Annotated in this window: 13 protein-coding genes; 3 read left to right on the forward strand and 10 right to left on the reverse strand. The window is 62.9% G+C overall.

Annotated features, from left to right (window positions below; genetic code table 11):
* Window positions 1–2: 2 nt before the first annotated feature.
* From CXY72_RS06140 to rpoB, 9 genes are all read right to left on the reverse strand, one after another.
* Window positions 3–1,409 (reverse strand): hypothetical protein, encoded by a 1,407-nt coding sequence (locus tag CXY72_RS06140; RefSeq protein WP_104126815.1) that lies wholly within the window; start codon window positions 1,407–1,409, stop codon window positions 3–5.
* Window positions 1,400–1,927 (reverse strand): hypothetical protein, encoded by a 528-nt coding sequence (locus CXY72_RS06145; protein WP_158252503.1) that lies wholly within the window; start codon window positions 1,925–1,927, stop codon window positions 1,400–1,402. Before CXY72_RS06145 ends, CXY72_RS06140 begins: the two co-directional genes overlap by 10 nt.
* A 47-nt stretch (window positions 1,928–1,974) precedes the next feature.
* Entirely contained in the window at window positions 1,975–2,406 is a 432-nt protein-coding gene (locus CXY72_RS06150) for a type II secretion system protein (protein WP_146071090.1), read from the reverse strand.
* Between the two features lie 108 nt (window positions 2,407–2,514).
* Window positions 2,515–2,955: a type IV pilin protein gene (locus tag CXY72_RS20400; protein WP_104126818.1), complete on the reverse strand. Its 441-nt coding sequence runs from the start codon at window positions 2,953–2,955 to the stop codon at window positions 2,515–2,517.
* 148 nt (window positions 2,956–3,103) lie between these two features.
* Window positions 3,104–4,333 carry a type II secretion system F family protein gene (locus CXY72_RS06160; RefSeq protein WP_104126819.1) on the reverse strand — a complete coding sequence of 410 codons (1,230 nt, stop codon included), beginning with the start codon at window positions 4,331–4,333 and terminating at the stop codon, window positions 3,104–3,106.
* Window positions 4,330–5,562: a type IV pilus twitching motility protein PilT gene (locus CXY72_RS06165; RefSeq protein WP_104126820.1), complete on the reverse strand. Its 1,233-nt coding sequence runs from the start codon at window positions 5,560–5,562 to the stop codon at window positions 4,330–4,332. Before CXY72_RS06165 ends, CXY72_RS06160 begins: the two co-directional genes overlap by 4 nt.
* 18 nt (window positions 5,563–5,580) lie before the next feature.
* Window positions 5,581–7,251: a GspE/PulE family protein gene (locus CXY72_RS06170; protein WP_104126821.1), complete on the reverse strand. Its 1,671-nt coding sequence runs from the start codon at window positions 7,249–7,251 to the stop codon at window positions 5,581–5,583.
* 286 nt (window positions 7,252–7,537) lie between these two features.
* The gene (locus tag CXY72_RS06175) at window positions 7,538–11,461 is read right to left on the reverse strand and encodes a DNA-directed RNA polymerase subunit beta' (RefSeq protein ID WP_104126822.1); all 3,924 of its coding nucleotides are present in this window, start codon (window positions 11,459–11,461) and stop codon (window positions 7,538–7,540) included.
* Window positions 11,462–11,503: 42 nt separating this feature from the next.
* A complete protein-coding gene (rpoB, locus tag CXY72_RS06180) occupies window positions 11,504–14,995 on the reverse strand; it encodes a DNA-directed RNA polymerase subunit beta (protein ID WP_104126823.1) in 3,492 nt (1,163 codons plus the stop codon).
* Window positions 14,996–15,360: 365 nt separating this feature from the next.
* Here rpoB and CXY72_RS06185 point away from each other — a divergent pair, with 365 nt between their 5' ends.
* Window positions 15,361–16,245: a spermidine synthase gene (locus CXY72_RS06185; RefSeq protein ID WP_104126824.1), complete on the forward strand. Its 885-nt coding sequence runs from the start codon at window positions 15,361–15,363 to the stop codon at window positions 16,243–16,245.
* A gap of 77 nt (window positions 16,246–16,322) precedes the next feature.
* On the opposite strand, the gene CXY72_RS20040 is transcribed toward CXY72_RS06185, so the two are convergent.
* Window positions 16,323–16,634 carry a hypothetical protein gene (locus CXY72_RS20040; RefSeq protein ID WP_233197679.1) on the reverse strand — a complete coding sequence of 104 codons (312 nt, stop codon included), beginning with the start codon at window positions 16,632–16,634 and terminating at the stop codon, window positions 16,323–16,325.
* Between the two features lie 18 nt (window positions 16,635–16,652).
* Between CXY72_RS20040 and CXY72_RS20045 the strand changes: the two genes are divergently transcribed.
* Together CXY72_RS20045 and CXY72_RS06195 are read left to right on the forward strand one after the other, a co-directional pair.
* Window positions 16,653–16,874, forward strand: a complete 222-nt coding sequence (locus CXY72_RS20045) for a hypothetical protein (protein WP_233193346.1) — start codon at window positions 16,653–16,655, stop codon at window positions 16,872–16,874.
* A gap of 162 nt (window positions 16,875–17,036) precedes the next feature.
* Window positions 17,037–18,206, forward strand: coding sequence for a sorbosone dehydrogenase family protein (locus CXY72_RS06195; protein ID WP_104126869.1), 1,170 nt, complete (start codon window positions 17,037–17,039; stop codon window positions 18,204–18,206).
* The last annotated feature ends 47 nt before the right edge of the window (window positions 18,207–18,253 follow it).

Below are 18,253 nucleotides of genomic sequence, written 5' to 3' on the forward strand. Positions count from 1 at the left end.
TGCTATCCATCACTCAGGTCCCTCATTGACGTCATGTTTCCCAGCCGGGAAACAGCGCCAGCCGAGCCGCCTCCGGTCACCGTGCCCGTGTCGAGGTCGATTCCTGGCAGGCCGAGCGGTGCAGATTCGAACCGGGTGTTGTTCTTGAAGTCGTTGGCTCCGTTCGCATAGAGCTGGCCACGCCACTCGAAACTATTCATGGCGTTGAACCGACAGGGTGTGTAGGTCATGGCGTCGAGTGTGGGCGCTACCGTGAAGCTGTTCTTCATCAAAAAGTCGCCTTGCGACGCGCCGCAGGTGGGCAGATTGTCGGCCACCCGGTCGGGCGTGATGAACCAGACCTTGTGTCGCGATGCCGACGAGGACTGAAAATGCACGTTGTTGACGAAGGTGAATTTGTCGGCAAATATCACGACATCGGAGCTGAGTTTTACCGTACCGACGGCCGTGACACCAGAAGAGCACGCAGCCAGGGCGTTGATGATGACGGGTTTACCACTGTTCGCGGCCGCAGAGAGAGTCTGCGCGTCAATGGTGCACCCAGCCCCGATTGACGTGACCTTATACGGCACTCCACTGGCATCGATCCAGTCGCTCGGTGTGTAGTTGAGATCGACCCAGGGCGGCACCATGGGAATCGGCGTTCCGACGATATAGCGCGTGTAGACGCCGCCGATCCTGCTGGCCCGTTGGGCCGCCGTCAGATTCACGCTCGCCGCGGTGAGGTTGCCCGTTACAGCGCCGAGCGTCGCGGCACCGGTGGCCCACGCGTTACCTTCGATGGAGCATCCGCTGATATTGAGGCTGCCGGCCGAAACGACTACATCACCCTCGATCACCGTGTTAGTGGAGCACGATACGTTTCCGTTCTTTACCTGGATGGCCGCCCGACCCGACTCGGCCACGAGCAGGTCCGCATTGTTCATGAACACGACACCGCCATAGAGGTACATGGCCGGGCCACTCGGCTGCACGCCCGGGGGGACGGCTGACTCGTACTCGAAGATCGCCTCGACTCGAGTCCTATCCGACGCCGACCCGGTCAACGAGCTTCCAGTTGACTCAACGCGCAAGCGCACAGCCGCAACGCCGGCGGCCGGGCAGCCCGCCACCCATACGTTGTCGGTCGAGCTCACGGAATATGCCACCTCGGCTGTGAATTGCGGTGAGGGTCGTGAGTAGCTGGCCCGGCAGATGCCCTGGGTCAAACTGAGCTGGGCGGCGCTAACTCCGCTTTCGGCGGCCGCCACCGATTGCACCGAGGCGCGGGTGCTTGTAGTGAAATCAAGCGCGTTTAGAGTCGCCGCGGTCAGTGTGAGGGTGATCACGATCATCACGCCCATGACACCGATCACCGCCATGAGTGCGCTGCCGTCCTCAGCGCTTGCACCGTCGCGTCTCACAAGCATGGTTCACCAATCGTTGCGAGTGTGCGCGGCTTCACCGTCGTGTTGACGACCACGGGTTTTTGCGCGCCGGCATCGAGGGTGAGGGCTACGGTGATGCGGTCGTTTACCCCGCCGAAGACCGCCGCACCGGTTGTGCTGACGCCGTCGCCCAACTTGATCCAGTTAGCCAGATCACCAGAGCCGGGTGCGGTGATGAGACTCGCCGGTGAAGTGCGCTTCGTGTACAGCGAGCCGCCGTCAGCCGGAGTGTAGAACCATGCCTGGCACGACCAGACCACGGAGGTGGCGCCGCCCGCGGTTCGCGCCACGAGAAACTGGGTGTCGTCGAGGCTCTGCAGCGAGACCTGCGAGGCGTTTCTCACACCTGATTGCACCGAGCGACTAATCAGCTGTCCGAGGTTGGTCGCCTCGGTCGTGCTGCGCACGTCCCGTTCTGTTCCCACCGAGCTGATCAGCATGCCGCCGATGATCGTGAGTACCACCACGGTAAAACTCATGTAGACAAGAAGTTCGATCAAGGTGTATCCCGAGTCCGGAGGGCGCGAAGCTGACGTCGCGTGGCAAGTCATGGCGCATCCAACAGAATGAGGGTTTCCGCGGCAGCCAACTCGTCGTTCGACCCGACGGCCGATGCCCACACCCTCAGCTGCACGACGCGCAGGTACGGCTCGGCGCAGACGTCGGTAGACGGCAGGTTGAGCCTCAAGTGCGATTGCAGAAAACCACGTTTCGTTTCCACCGCCGCCGGAACGCTCGCAGTGACGGCCTTCACCGCCGAGCAACTCGACCCGGCAGCCCCAACCCGCTCCAGTTGCTGGGCCACAACCTGAGTCGCCTCGGCGAGGGTCACGTTCGTGTCGGTGGCGCGCACACTTTGCACGAGAATCGGCAGAAAAGCAACGGCTAAGAGCCCGATGAGGAACATGGCCACGACAATTTCGACCACTCCGAATCCGCTTTCGTTGCACGAATTCGAGCGACGCAGCGAATCGGGCATGCTCGCCCCCTCGGCGGATCGTAGCGTTGCAGTGAGAATGGATGGATTCAGCGGGTTCACAAGAGGAATGCAGGTGGGGAGCCACTTCTGACACCCCACCGGCGACAACTATTCGGTAGCGACGTTGGCGACGCAGGTCCCCTCCAGGGCAGCACCGTTGTCGTCAATAGCGAAGATGCGGTCAGAGCCATCGAACTCGCCCGTGATGCAGAACGCTGCGGCCGAACCCGTGAGCTTTACAGTTACTTCTTCGCTCTTGGTATAGGCGCTCGCCGTGAAGCTGCCATCAGTGCCGAGCGTCGGGAAGGTGTTGGTGACCATCTCGGCGACAACGGCGGTCTTCGCCTGGGTGATCTGGGCTTTGACGGCGCTGTCCTTGGCGCCCTCCTGCTGGTTGAGGAAGATCGGAATCGCCACGGCGGCGAGCACGCCGATGATGAGCACGACCACGAGCAGCTCGATGAGGGTGAATCCCTGTTGCCGTTCTCGAATCGCCGTGCGGGTGCGGGAGAGTGCGTGCAGGGTGCGGTCGATCAGGGGTCGGATCATGAGCGTGGTTTCCTTATGCTGTGGAACTGCTGTGGGCTGGGAAAAGTGGGAATATGGGAAATGTGACATTCTCACGTGCTCTGATCTTACGGTTTTCTACCCTTAATTGGGGGGTATCACGAAAACTTATTCCGGCAATCTCAGACCGCTATTTCACGTATTCAAAGATGCTGAACATGGGCAGATAGAGGGCGACGATCATGCCGCCGATCACCACTCCGATGAACGCGATCATCAGCGGCTCGATGAGTGCCGTGAGTTGTTCCGTGGTGGCCTGCACCTCCTGGTCGTAGAAGTCAGCAACCTTGGCGAGCATCTGCTCGAGGGCGCCGGCGTCTTCGCCGACAGCGATCATCTGCACGACCATAGGGGGGAAGATCGGCGCCTGCGCCAGCGGCCCGGCGATCGACCCGCCTTGGCGCACCGACTCTGCCACCTTGCGCAGCGCGGATTCAATCACCCAGTTTCCGCTCGTCTCGCCGACAATGGCCAGCGACTGCAAAATGGGTACGCCGGCGGCGATCATGGTCGAGAAGTTTCGACTGAACCGCGCAATGGCGAGCTTCATGAGCAAGGGCCCGAACACCGGCAACTTGAGCTTGAACGGATCGACCCGGCGACGAACCGCTTCGGTGTTCTTGTTGGTGCGCCACCAGACGGCGAAAACGGCGCCGAACACGAGCAGCAACGGCCCCAGCCAGACCATCATTTTCGACAGCACCACAAGAAACTGGGTCGGCAGCGGCAACTCCCCACCGAGGCCCGCGAACATCTTCTCGAACACCGGCACGATGAAAATCAGCATCCCGATGACGGCGAGCACGGCCATGATGAGCACCACGACCGGGTAGGCGAGCGCTGACTTGATCGTGTCGCGTAATTTCACCTCCGACTCGAAGTTGGCGGCCACCGAGGTGAGTGAGCTTTCAAGAAAACCGCCGGTCTCCCCGGCCCGCACGAGGTTGATCATGATCGGGGGGAACACTGCGGCGTGTTTCATCATCGCCTCGGAGAGCGACGACCCGGTCTCCACCTCGGTGCGAATGGTCGCCAGAATGCGGGCAAGTTGAGGGTTCTCGGTCTGCTCCGACAGGATGTTCAGGGTACGCAGCAAAGACAGCCCGGCACTCGTCATGGTCGCCATCTGTCGACTCATGACGGCGAGGTCCTTCAGCCCGATGCCCTTGCTGAAACCGGGTATGCGCACTTCTCGTTTCAGCCCGGTACCGACGTTGACCTCGGCCACCGAGATCGGCGCGAGCCCCATGCCGCGCAGGCGCTGCATTGCGGCGTTCTCGGAGGCCGCATCCAGTCGACCGGTGACGATCTTGCCGACCGCGGTGCGGCCCTTGTACGCGAAAACACCACTGGCGGTCATTGTTGTTCCCGGTTGGAGTACGAGTCGCCGAAGTCGATGCCGTCAAACCCCGACGGCCCGGCAGCGAGGTCGCTGCTGTCCGATTTTCGAATCAGTTGGGCGAGGCTTTCCTGATCCTGCGCCTTGTCTTCAGCGGCCTTACGGGTGATCGACCCGGCGTTGACGAGTTCAGCGAGGTGCTGGTCCATAGTGTGCATGCCCAGGGCTCGTCCGGCCTGCATGGCGGAGGCGATCTGATAGGTCTTGCCCTCGCGGATGAGGTTGGCGACGGCGGGCGTGACGATAAGAATTTCGGTCGCGACGACCCGGCCGCCGCCGACCTTCTTCACCAATGCCTGACAGACGACACCCTGCAGGGTCGCGGCGAGCTGGGCCCGCACCTGCCCCTGCTGGTACGGCGGAAAGACGTCGATGACCCGGTCGATGGTCTGAGCGGCGTCTTGGGTGTGCAGGGTCGCGAACACGAGGTGGCCGGTCTCGGCCGCGGTCAAGGCTACCGAGACCGTCTCGAGGTCACGCAATTCTCCGATAAGAATCACATCGGGGTCCTGCCGCAGCACGTGTTTGAGAGCGGATGCGAAACTGTGGGTGTCGTGACCGACCTCACGCTGGTTGATCAGGGATTTTTGGTGCTGGTGCAGAAACTCGATCGGGTCTTCCACCGTGACGATATGGTCGGCGCGGGTGCGGTTGACTAGGTCGATGAGCGCGGCCAGGGTCGTCGACTTACCTGATCCGGTGGGACCGGTCACGAGCACCAGGCCCCGGGCCAGCTGGGCGAACTGGGCCACCGCATCGGGCACACCGAGCTCGCCGAGCTGTTTGATCTCCCCGGGAATCAGGCGAAAAGCACCACCGACGCTTCCACGCTGCTGAAAGTAATTCACCCGGAACCGGGCGCCCGCGGTCGTGTAGGCGAAGTCGAGCTCGAGTTCCTCGTCGAACTGGCGCCGTTGCTCGCGGGTCAGCAGGCTGAACAACGCCGTGGCGACCTTGTCACGCTTCCACACCGCGGCCCCGGCAATCGGCCGCAGCCCGCCGTCAAGGCGAATGCACGGTGGCGCCCCCACCGTCACGTGCAGGTCGGAGGCGCTCTGAACGACAACCTCGCGCAGCGCCGCGACCAGCGCGGGGTCCGGCCCGACGTCAAGATCGGGGTCGTCGAGCGGCCAGCTTTCCGCAGCGACGCCCGGCGGCGTGACCGGAATCTCGTAAATTTCCTGACTCATCGTGACTGTCCTTTCGGCCTAAGCGACCACTCGCAGAATTTCGTCCACCGAGGTGAACCCGAGCCCGACCTTGGCCCAGCCATCGTCCCGGAGACTGACCATTCCCTGCTCCTGAGCGGTGTGCGCGATCTCCGCGCTTGACGCACGCGCCACGCACAGCCGTTCGATCTCCTCGGTCACCGTCATGACCTCGTGCACGGCAAGCCGCCCACGGTAGCCGGTATTGGAGCAGCTGGCGCATCCGTTCGCTTGGTAGATGACGGGCAGTGCCAGCTCCGGCTCGAGCGGAAATCGCAGGTGCGCGAGCTGCTCCCGGCTCCGAAGGTCAGGCATTTTGCACCGTTCGCACAGGCGGCGGGCCAATCGCTGGGCGACGACGCAGTCGAGTGCGCTGCCCACGAGAAAGGGTTCGATGCCCATTTCGGTGAGGCGCGTGATCGCGCTCGGTGCATTATTGGTGTGCAGGGTGGAGAGCACGAGGTGCCCGGTGAGCGCTGCCTCGATAGCGATCTGGGCGGTCTCGTGGTCGCGAATCTCGCCGAGCAGAACGACATCGGGATCGCACCGCAGAATGCTGCGCAGGGCACTCGCGAAGGTGAGTCCCGCCTTCGGATTCACCTGCACCTGGTTGATACCGACCATGCGATACTCCACCGGATCTTCGACGGTGATCACATTGATCTCCGGGCGAGCCACCGAATACAGGGTCGTGTACAGGGTCGTCGACTTGCCCGACCCGGTGGGCCCGGTCACCAGAATCATTCCGTACGGCTTCGAGTAGGCCGTTTTGAAGGCGTCATAGTTGTGGTCGAGCAGGGACAGATCGCGCAGGTCCATGCTCGTGGTCGAGTTGTCGAGGATACGCATGACAACCTTTTCACCCCAGACCGTCGGCAGGGTGGCCACACGCAGGTCGATCTTGCGGCCACCGTGGCTGACCGACATTCGGCCGTCCTGCGGTTTGCGGCGCTCGGCGATGTCGATGTCGGCCATGATTTTCAAGCGGCTGATGACACCGTTCTGAATGCTCTTCGGTGCGCTCGGCATCTCGTGCAGAACACCGTCGATGCGGTAGCGCACTCGCAGGCTGGCCTCACCCGGTTCGATGTGTATGTCGCTGGCCTTATCCTGAATGGCCTGGCTCACCAGCAAATTGACGAAGCGCACAATGGGTGCGGCATCGTCACTCGCCTCATCGGACGCCTCAGGCGCCGACATACTCGAATCGTTCTCCTCCTCGAGCGCGGTGGTGAGGTTGCTGAGTTCGTCATCGGCGCGATGAAAGCGCGCGATCGCAGCGAGCAGGTCGCTGCGTTCGGCCACCACCGGGGACACTCGCAGTCGAGAGGCTTCACCGACATCGTCGAGCGCGAACACATTGCCGGGGTCGACCATAGCGAGCACGAGCCGCCCGCCTTCAATTCCGATTGGCAGCACTTCGTGTCGTCGACAGAGCAGCGCCGACACGAGGGCGAGGGCATTCGCTTCGATTGCATATTCGAGCAGTTCGACGAAGGGCAGGTTGGCCTGGGCGGCCCGCGCCTTCGCGAACTGCAACTCGGTGATCACTCCGCTGTCAACCAGCCCTCGAACGGCGCCCTCGTCGGCAGGATCTCCCGCTAACAGGGTGTCGAGAGCTTCGATCGGAAGCAGACCGTGCAGGATGAGAATCTCGGTCAGGGTTGCCACGCGGTTCTCCCCCGAACTAGTCACAGGTACTCTACTTCTAGATTATAAGTCTCCCCACTCCCTTTCCCCGACCGACCCCTGTGCGGACGGGGCCCGGGCCCCGTCCGCGGGCCCAGTCTATAAACTCGGCCCGCGTTCACAAGGTGGGCCCGGCGACGCAGGGCGGCGCGCGGCGCCGCCCCACGAAGCCGCCCCACGGCATCCGTTCGCCGGCCCGTCGACGGTCTCCTTAAACGACGGATGGCCCCTGCCGAAGCAGGGGCCATCCGTGTAGAGCTGCCGGGTACTAGTTGTACGTTCCCGGAGTCAGGTCGTCCGACGAGAAACTGTCGAAGTCGACAAAGCTCAGGTCACCCTCGGCGAACGTGGCATCTTCGGTGAAGATGCGGTTCGGGTAACGCTCAGCCTTGGCCTCTTCCGTCGCCTCGACGCTAACGTCGCGGTAGCGGGGAAGACCGGTTCCGGCCGGGATCAACTTACCGATGATGACGTTCTCCTTGAGGCCCATCAGCGGGTCGCTCTTGCCTTCCATGGCCGCCTGGGTCAGAACCCGGGTGGTTTCCTGGAAGGAAGCGGCCGACAGCCAGGACTCGGTCGCGAGGGAAGCCTTGGTGATACCCATGACCTCCTGGCGAGCGGATGCCGTCTTCTTGCCCTCGGTGAGCGCGGTGCGGTTGAGGTCGTTGTACTTCAACCGGTCAACGAGCTCGCCCGGGAGCAATCCGGTGTCACCGTGTTCGACGACGGTCACCTTGCGAAGCATCTGGCGAACGATGACCTCGATGTGCTTGTCGTGAATCGGTACACCCTGCGAACGGTAGACCTCCTGCACACCGGAGACGAGGTGCTTCTGCACCGCGCGAACACCCTTGACGCGAAGAACTTCCTTCGGGTCGACGGCGCCGATGATGATCTGCTGTCCGAGGTCGACGTGCTGACCATCCTCAACGAGAAGGGTCGAACGCTTCAACACCGGGTAAGCGATTGCTTCGTCGCCGTTGTCGGGAGTCAGGATGACCTTACGGCCCTTGTCCGAATCTTCGATCGTGATGCGTCCGGCGGAGTCGACAATGGGTGACGCCCCCTTGGGGGTACGCGCCTCGAACAGCTCCTGAACACGCGGCAGACCCTGGGTGATGTCGTCAGCGGATGCCGACCCACCCGTGTGGAAGGTGCGCATGGTCAGCTGGGTGCCGGGCTCACCGATGGACTGTGCGGCGATGATACCGACGGCCTCACCGATGTCGACGAGCTGGCCCGTAGCGAGCGACCGGCCGTAGCAGACCGCACAGACACCGACAGCCGACTCGCAGGTGAGTACCGAGCGCACCTTGATGGTTTCGACACCCCCGGCGATGAGCTTGGCGATGAGCACGTCTCCGACGTCGTCTCCGGCGTCGGCGATGACCTCACCGGCAGCGTTGACCGCGGCTGCGGCCAGGCTGCGAGCGTAGACCGCGTTCTCGACGTTGAAGTCGACCAAGAGGCCGCCATCTTCGTCACGCAGGAGCGCACCGGTCGTGGCGTCGGTTCCGGCGATGGGCAGTTCGAGACCCTTCGTCGTTCCGCAGTCGTCTTCGCGGATGATGACATCCTGCGAGACGTCCACGAGACGGCGGGTGAGGTAACCCGAGTCAGCGGTACGCAGAGCCGTGTCGGCCAGTCCCTTACGAGCACCGTGAGTAGCAATGAAGTACTCGGCGACGGACAGGCCTTCGCGGTAGCTCGAGATGATCGGGCGAGGGATGATCTCACCCTTCGGGTTGTTCACGAGGCCTCGCATGCCGGCGATGTTGCGCACCTGCAGCCAGTTACCACGAGCACCAGAGGTGACCATGCGGTTGATGGTGTTGTCGGCCGGGAAGTTCGCCTGCATTGCTGCGGCGACGTCTTCAGTGGCACGAGTCCAGATCTGGATGAGCTCCTGGCGACGCTCGAGGTCGGTCGTGAGACCCTTCTCGAACTGTGCCTGAACTTTGGCGGCCTGCTTCTCATAGCCGGCAACGATCTGCGGCTTGTTCGGCGGGGTGAGGATGTCGCTGAGCGCCACGGTTACACCGGAACGGGTTGCCCAGTAGAAACCGGCATCCTTGATCCGGTCGAGGGTTGCAGCTACCTCCACCTTGACGTACCGCTCCGCGAGGTCGTTCACGATGGTCGACATGGTGACCTTGTTGGCAACGTCTTCGAAGTACGGGTAGTCGGCCGGAAGCGCCTCGTTGAAGATGGCGCGACCGAGGCTCGTGGTGACGAGAACGGTTCCCACAGCCTGACCGTTGACCAGTTCGACGCCGTCGGGCTGCGTGCCCTCGGTGAAGTACTTGTCGGTCAAGCGGATGCGCACCTTGGCATTCAGGTCGAGCGACTTCTGGTCGAACGCGAGAATGGCCTCGGACACGGTGGAGAAAGCACGGCCTTCTCCGACCACACCTTCCTTCATCGTGGTGAGGTGGTGCAGACCGATGATCATGTCCTGGGTGGGCAGGGTCACCGGGCGGCCGTCAGACGGCTTGAGGATGTTGTTCGAGGCGAGCATCAGGATGCGTGCCTCGGCCTGGGCCTCAACGGAAAGCGGAAGGTGGACAGCCATCTGGTCACCGTCAAAGTCGGCGTTGAACGCCGCGCAGACGAGCGGGTGCAGCTGGATTGCTTTACCTTCAACGAGCTGAGGCTCGAAGGCCTGGATGCCCAGGCGGTGCAGGGTGGGCGCACGGTTGAGCATGACGGGGCGCTCGCGGATGATCTCCTCGAGCACGTCCCAGACCTGCGGACGTGAACGCTCGACCATGCGCTTGGCGGCTTTGATGTTCTGAGCGTGGCTCAGGTCGATCAGGCGCTTGATCACGAACGGCTTGAACAGCTCGAGTGCCATCTGCTTGGGCAGACCACACTGGTGCAGCTTGAGCTGCGGGCCGACCACGATGACCGAACGGCCCGAGTAGTCCACGCGCTTGCCGAGCAGGTTCTGACGGAACCGTCCCTGCTTTCCCTTGAGCATGTCGCTCAGGGACTTCAGGGCACGGTTACCGGTACCGGTAACGGGGCGACCACGACGACCGTTGTCGAACAGTGCGTCGACAGCCTCCTGCAGCATCCGCTTTTCGTTGTTCACGATGATCTCGGGAGCACCGAGGTCGAGCAGACGACGCAGGCGGTTGTTGCGGTTGATCACACGACGGTAGAGGTCGTTCAGGTCGCTCGTGGCGAAGCGTCCACCGTCAAGTTGCACCATCGGGCGCAGTTCGGGCGGGAGCACGGGAACGACGTCGAGCACCATTCCGGCCGGCGAGTTGCCGGTCATGATGAACGCGTTCACCACGCGCAGACGCTTGATGGCGCGGATCTTTTTCTGACCCTTGCCCTCGGCGATCTGCAGGTGCAGGTTTTCGCTCTCGGTGACCAGGTCGAACGCCTCGAGGCGCTTCTTGATGGCTTCGGCACCCATGAAGGCCTCGAAGTACATACCGAAACGGTCCTGGAGCTCGTGGAAAACGGAGTCTTCCGGCTTCAGGTCGCCGACCTTGAGGGTGCGGAAATCCTCCCACACGCGCTCGAGGTGCGCGATCTGCTCGTCCAGGGACTTACGAACCTGGCCCATTTCCTTTTCGGCGGCGTCTTTCGTGCGCTTCTTCTGGTCGCTCTTGGCGCCTTCGGCCTCCAGTGCTGCGAGGTCGGTTTCGAGGCGCTGCAGGCGATCGGCGATGCGCGAGTCGCGGCTGGACTCGATGGTCTTGAGTTCGAGACGCAGCTCGTTCTCGAGGCCGGGCATGTCCTGGTGGCGACCGTCTTCGTCAACCGTGATGACCATGTACGCGGCGAAGTAGATGACCTTTTCGAGGTCCTTCGGAGCCATGTCCAGCAGGTAGCCGAGACGCGAGGGCACACCCTTGAAGTACCAGATGTGCGTGACCGGGGCAGCGAGTTCAATGTGGCCCATGCGCTCACGGCGCACCGACGACTTCGTGACCTCTACACCGCAACGCTCGCAGACGATGCCTTTGAAGCGAACACGCTTGTACTTGCCGCATGAGCATTCCCAGTCCCGCGAGGGGCCGAAGATCTGCTCGCCGAACAGGCCGTCTTTTTCCGGCTTGAGCGTGCGGTAGTTGATGGTTTCGGGCTTCTTGACCTCACCGTGCGACCAACGACGGATGTCGTCAGCGGTAGCCAGGCCAATACGAAGCTCGTCAAATGTTGTTACGTCGAGCAATTTCTCTCCTTGGAAAGTTTTCGAAGTTTCTTCGGGCCAGGCTTAGATGTCGTCGATGGACGACGACTCAAACCGGGTGGAAATATTGATGCCGAGCTCTTCCGCAGCACGGAACACCTCGTCATCCGTGTCGCGCAGGCTGACTGCGGTGCCATCGGCCGAGAGCACCTCGACGTTCAAGCACAGCGACTGCATTTCCTTGATCAGAACCTTGAAGCTCTCGGGAATGCCGGGTTCCTGGATGTTCTCACCCTTGACGATGGCTTCGTACACCTTGACGCGGCCGAGGATATCGTCAGATTTGATGGTCAGGAGTTCCTGCAGGGCGTAAGCGGCTCCATATGCTTCGAGCGCCCACACCTCCATCTCACCGAAACGCTGTCCACCGAACTGCGCCTTACCACCCAGCGGCTGCTGCGTGATCATGGAGTACGGGCCGGTCGAACGAGCGTGGATCTTGTCGTCGACGAGGTGGTGGAGTTTCAGGATGTACATGTATCCAACGGACACCGGCATCGGGAACGGCTCGCCGGAGCGGCCGTCGAAGAGCTGGGTCTTTCCGGTGGAACCGATGAGGCGTTCGCCGTCGCGGGTCAGGGTCGTGGAGTCCAGGAGACCCTCGATCTCGATCTCGAGCGCACCGTCGAATACCGGGGTGGCGACCTTCGTGCCGGGGGCAGCACTGAAGGCGTGCTCCGGAAGACGAGCAGCCCATTTCGGCTTGCCCTCGACGTTCCAGCCCTGCTTCGCAATCCAGCCGAGGTGCGTTTCGAGCACCTGGCCGAAGTTCATGCGACCGGGGATGCCGAGCGGGTTGAGGATGATATCGACCGGGGTTCCGTCAGCGAGGAACGGCATGTCCTCGATCGGCAGAATGCGGGAGATGACACCCTTGTTGCCGTGACGGCCGGCGAGCTTGTCACCCTCGGTGATCTTGCGCTTCTGGGCGATGAACACGACCACGCGCTGGTTGACGCCCGAGCCGAGCTCGTCGTCGCCGTCCTGCGAGTCGAACACCTTGACACCGATGATGGTGCCGCGCTCACCGTGGGGAACCTTCAAGCTCGTGTCGCGAACTTCGCGGCTCTTCTCGTTGAAGATGGCGCGCAGCAGGCGCTCCTCCGCGGAAAGCTCGGTCTCGCCCTTCGGCGTGACCTTGCCCACGAGGATGTCGCCGGGGCGAACCTCGGCTCCGATGCGAATGATGCCACGCTCGTCGAGGTCGGCGAGGAAGTCCGGGGACACGTTGGGAAGGTCGCGAGTGATCTCTTCCTTACCCAGCTTGGTGTCGCGGGCATCCACTTCGTACTCTTCGATGTGAATCGAGGAGAGGGTGTCGTCCTTGACCAGGTTCTGGCTCAGGATGATCGCGTCCTCGAAGTTGTAGCCTTCCCACGGCATGAATGCCACGAGCAGGTTCTTTCCGAGGGCGAGCTCGCCCTGGTCGGTGGCGGGCCCGTCGGCGATAACCTCGCCGGCTTCGATGCGCTCACCGGCGTTGACGATCACGCGGTGGTTGAAGCTCGTGCCCTGGTTGGAGCGCGAGAACTTGCGCAGGTAATAGTCCTGCGTGCCGCCCTCATCGAGCTGGATGGTGACGACGTCAGCCGACACCTCGGAAACCACACCGGGCTTCGACGCGGTGAGCACGTCACCGGCGTCGATGGCCGTGTAGACCTCCATGCCGGTTCCAACGAGTGGGCTGTCGGACAGCAGCAGCGGCACCGCCTGACGCTGCATGTTGGCACCCATGAGTGCGCGGTTTGCATCGTCGTGCTCGAGGAACGGGATGAGGCTGGTCGCGACCGACACCATCTGACGCGGCGAGACATCCATGTAGCCGATGTCTTCAGCGGGAACGAGGTCGACCTCGCCACCCTTCTTACGAGCGAGCACGCGGGCCTCGGCAAAGTGCGAGTCCTTGGTGAGCGGCGCGTTGGCCTGGGCGACGATGAAGTCGTCCTCTTCGCTCGCGGTGAGGTAATCGATCGTCTCGGTGACCTTGTTGTTGAGTACACGACGGTACGGCGTCTCGATGAAACCGAACGCATTGATCTGCGCGAACGAGGCGAGCGAACCGATCAGGCCGATGTTCGGGCCTTCCGGGGTCTCAATGGGGCACATGCGGCCGTAGTGCGAGGGGTGAACGTCTCGCACCTCGACGCCGGCGCGGTCACGGGAGAGGCCACCCGGGCCCAGCGCGCTGAGGCGACGCTTGTGCGTCAATCCGGCGAGCGGGTTGTTCTGGTCCATGAACTGCGAGAGCTGCGACGTACCGAAGAACTCCTTGATCGCAGCCACGACGGGACGCACGTTGATCAGGGTCTGCGGGGTGATCGCTTCGATGTCCTGCGTGGTCATGCGCTCACGAACGACGCGCTCCATGCGGGACAGGCCGGTACGCACCTGGTTCTGGATGAGCTCGCCTACGGCACGGATACGACGGTTACCGAAGTGGTCGATGTCGTCGATGTCGATGTTGATGTCGGTCATCTTGCCGTCGCGCAGACCCGGAAGGGTGGTCTGGTTGTCGTGCAGGGCGACGAGGTACTTGATGGTGGCCAGGATGTCCGCCAGCGTCAGTACGGAGTCGCTCAGCGGCGCTTCGAGACCGAGCTTGCGGTTGATCTTGTAACGACCAACTTTGGCCAGGTCGTAGCGCTTGGAGTTGAAGAAGAAGTTGTCGAGGAGCGCACGCGCGGCCTCGGCGGCAACCTGCTCGCCGGGACGGAGCTTGCGGTAGATGTCCTTGAGGGCTTCTTCCTTGGTAAGGATGTTGTCCTTCTCGAGGGTGAGCTCGATGGACGCGTAGCCCTTGAACTCCTCAAGGATCTCTTCGCTGGTGAGACCGAGGGCCTTCAGGAACACGGTGACGGACTGCTTGCGCTTGCGGTCGATACGCACGCCGACCTGGTCGCGCTTGTCGATCTCGAATTCAAGCCAGGCACCGCGGCTCGGAATGACACGGGCGGAGTAGATGTCCTTGTCAGACGTCTTCTCCTGCTCGCGGTTGAAGTACACGCCCGGGGAGCGCACCAGCTGCGACACGACGACACGCTCGGTGCCGTTGATCACAAAGGTACCCTTGGGGGTCATCAGCGGGAAGTCACCCATGAACACGGTCTGGGTCTTGATCTCACCGGTGAGGTGGTTCATGAACTCAGCGTTCACATAGAGGGGTGCTGAGTAGGTCTTACCCTTTTCCTTGCACTCGTCAATGGTGTACTTCTCCGGCTCGAGCTCCGGGTTGGTGAAGGACAGCTGCATCGTTTCACCGAGGTCTTCGATGGGCGAGATCTCCTCGAAGATCTCATCGAGCCCGGTGCGATTCGGCAGGTCCTGGCGTCCGGCTTTCTGGGCCTCGGCGATGCGAGCCTTCCAGATGTCGTTGCCGACAAGCCAGTCGAAGCTCTCGGTCTGCAAAGCAAGCAGATCCGGAACGTTCAAGTGGTCGCTGATCTTTGCGAACGACAGGCGCTCAGCTGAGCGGCCGTTCTTGGGTGAGTTGGTGGTTGCGTTGCGCGCAGCAGCCAAGGAAATAACCTCCGTGGACCCCGTCAGGTCTAGTTATTGTTATTGGTGATGACTCCGCAGACCCTAGGAAGGAATCTCGTAGGAAGTGTGCCTCAAGGTGGCTTGAACACGCAAAGCCGACCGCAATATGAAGGCAAGGTTTTTCTGGGAGCGTAAGGAGTAAGCATATGCCTCAATTAGTGGCATGTCCACCCGAATCTTGCATATGTGTAAATTCTCAGGTATAACCCGCCGCACTACCCACCGCACTACCCACCGCGTAAGCGCACGAAGTGTCCGCTTGGCCACCGCAAAGCGGCAGGTCTTATGCTCCCGGAACGGATGGTGCGCGCAGATCGCGAGCAGCCAGGGCGCAGACTGGAACCATGAGTACTGGGCGTAAGGGTGAGGCATCCGACGAGCATCCGGCTGTCGTCTTGAAGTTGAGTGGGCACACGGCGGTGATCGAACCGGACCGGTTCACCCCCGGCAGCTTCCAGCTCGTGGTCGACGGCACGCCGCAGTCGCACGTGAACATCGACCACCCCGATGAGCTGTTCTTCGAGTACATCCAGCGCATCGGGCACGTCATCGACCTGCTCGGGGAACCGCACGAGCCGATCACCGCCGTGCACCTCGGCGCGGGCGCCCTGACCCTGCCGCGCTATGTGGAGGCGACCCGGCCGGGCTCCCGCCAGCAGGTCGTCGAGATCGAGAGCGACCTGATCGACCTCGTGCGGGAGGTTTTGCCGTGGGATAAGCGTGCCCAGCTGCGCGTGCGCCACGGCGATGCCCGCGAGGTGCTCGGCAAGCTGCCGGCCGGACTCACGGGAGCCGTCGACCTTGTCGTGGTCGATATCTTCTCGGGCGCGCGCACCCCGAAACACGTCACGAGTCGCGAATTCTTCGCTCTCGCCGCTCCACTGCTGTCACCGCGCGGCGTGCTCGCCGTTAACGTAGCAGATGGCCCCGGCCTCGCGTTCGCTCGCGGCCAGGCCGCAACCCTCTCGGCGGTGTTTGCGCACGTGATCGGATTCGCCGAGACGCAGGTGCTCAAGGGCCGCCGCTTCGGGAACATCGTCTTCATCGCCGCGCACACCCCGATCGACCTCAACTGGATCCCCCGGCTGCTTGCGAACGGACCGCACCCGGCCAAGGTGATCGAGGGCACCGAGCTGAAGCAGTTCATGGCCGGGTCGCTCGTGGCGACCGACGAGACGTCGACGCAGTCGCCGTTGCCCGGCCGCACGGTGTTTCAGATTGGGCACTGACCTGCGACCAGATTCACATCGGCGGCGGTATTCTGGGGGCACCCGTTCATCCCGCGCGGCCCCGGCCGCCCTCGTCATTACAGGAACACACCCTGAGTTTCATCATCGGTTACGACCCCATCACTCTGCGCGAAAAAGTCGACCTGCTGGCCGCCGGCGAGCGGCTCATCGAGCTCGGCAACCTGCGGAGCCTGGCCGCCCTCAACGAGAAAGTCGCCCTGCTGCGTCTGGTCGGCCGGCTCGACGAAGCTTGGGAAATCGCGAACGAGGCGCTGCGCCAGTCCCGCTTCACCGGCAACCGGGAGCAGGCGGTGGCCAGTCGCATCCGTCGCGCCCAGGTTTTGCAGTTTCAGGGCAAGCTCGACGAGGCCGCGAGCGAACTGACCCACTGCATCCTCGACTCTGAGGTGCACGAATGGACCCGGCTGGCCGCCTACGCCCGGCAGCACCGCGGCAAGGTGTATTTCGACCAGGGCAACCTCGACGGCGCGCTTGCGGACTTCACCGCGGCCGTGTTTCTGCGCGAGAAAGACGGCGCCGACGCCGACGAACTCGACAGCTCACTGCTTGCCGTTGCAGTAGTGGAGTCGCACATCGCGGCCCGCGGGTCCAATTCCCTTCCTGCATAACTCCTGCAATTTGATGCCTGCGCCTCAACCACCCGCGTACTTTCGCGGCGCCCGGAGAGCGGCGCTGCACATTGCAGGAGTTACGGTGCGTTGTGGCGGGGTACTGGTTGTCGGGCGCGTTCTACGGCATGCTGTGTTCACCACGAAGGCGAGGTGAGAACGGTGACTTTTCATGCGTTTCGGCGCGCGGCGGCCCCAGTGACGGCCGCCCTGCTGGTTCTGGCACTGGCCGCGTGCAGCGCTGATGCGCCGCGCGCCACACCGGAGACATCGACACCAGCCCCCTCCACGCTTGTCGCGACCGGGACCGCGACCGCGACCGCGGACCCGACGCCGGTGCATCCGGTCGCTGAACCGGTCGTGATCGCCTCCGGGCTTCAGGCTCCATGGTCGATTCTGCGACTGCCCGGCGGCGCCACCCTCATCAGCGAACGCGACACGACCCGGGTGCGCGAGTTGCTTCCCGGTGGCAGCCTGCGCGTAGCTGGCACGATCGAGGCCGCACAGCCCAATGGTGAGGGCGGGCTGCTCGGCCTGGCTTTTCTGGCCGACGAAGCGGCTCCCGGCGGTACCGGTTGGGTCTACGCCTATTTTTCAACCGCAACCGACAACCGCATCGAGCGGATGCCGCTGGCCGGCTCGCCGGGCAGCCACACCCTCGGGGCGCCCACGCTCGTGCTGGATTCAATCCCGCGGGCCGGAAATCACAATGGTGGTCGCATCGCGTTCGGGCCGGACGGCCTGCTCTACGCGACCGCCGGAGATGCCGGAGACACGGCCAACGCCCAGGACTTGGGTTCGCTCGGCGGCAAGATTCTGCGACTGACGCCGACCGGCGGCGTACCAGCGGACAACCCCTTTAGCTCCGTGGTGTACTCGTTCGGGCACCGGAATCCGCAGGGGCTTGCCTGGGACTCACGTGGGCAGCTGTGGGCGAGCGAGTTCGGTCAGAACACCTGGGACGAGCTCAACCGGATCGTTCCCGGCGGCAACTACGGCTGGCCGCTGGTTGAAGGCCAAGCCGGTGACGCTGCCTATATCGATCCTCAACAGCAGTGGTCGACCGACCAGGCCAGCCCGAGCGGTATCACCATCGTGAACGACACCATCTTCATGGCGAGCCTGCGCGGTCAACGACTCTGGAGCATCCCCATCACCGGCCCGTCCTCCACAACCGAACCCACCGAGTGGTTTGTGCACGACTATGGCCGATTGCGCGATGTGGTGTCGGGCCCTGCTGGCACACTGTGGTTTGTGAGTAATAACACGGATGGCCGAGGCTCCCCAGCGGCCGGCGATGACCGGCTCTTTCAGGTAGCGGTCGGTCCCTGATGATCCACACGATACATCTCGCCCGGACCCCCTTGTGCGGCGCGAGA

It is taken from the genome of Cryobacterium sp. Y57, from assembly GCF_002929505.1.
Lineage (GTDB): Bacteria > Actinomycetota > Actinomycetes > Actinomycetales > Microbacteriaceae > Cryobacterium.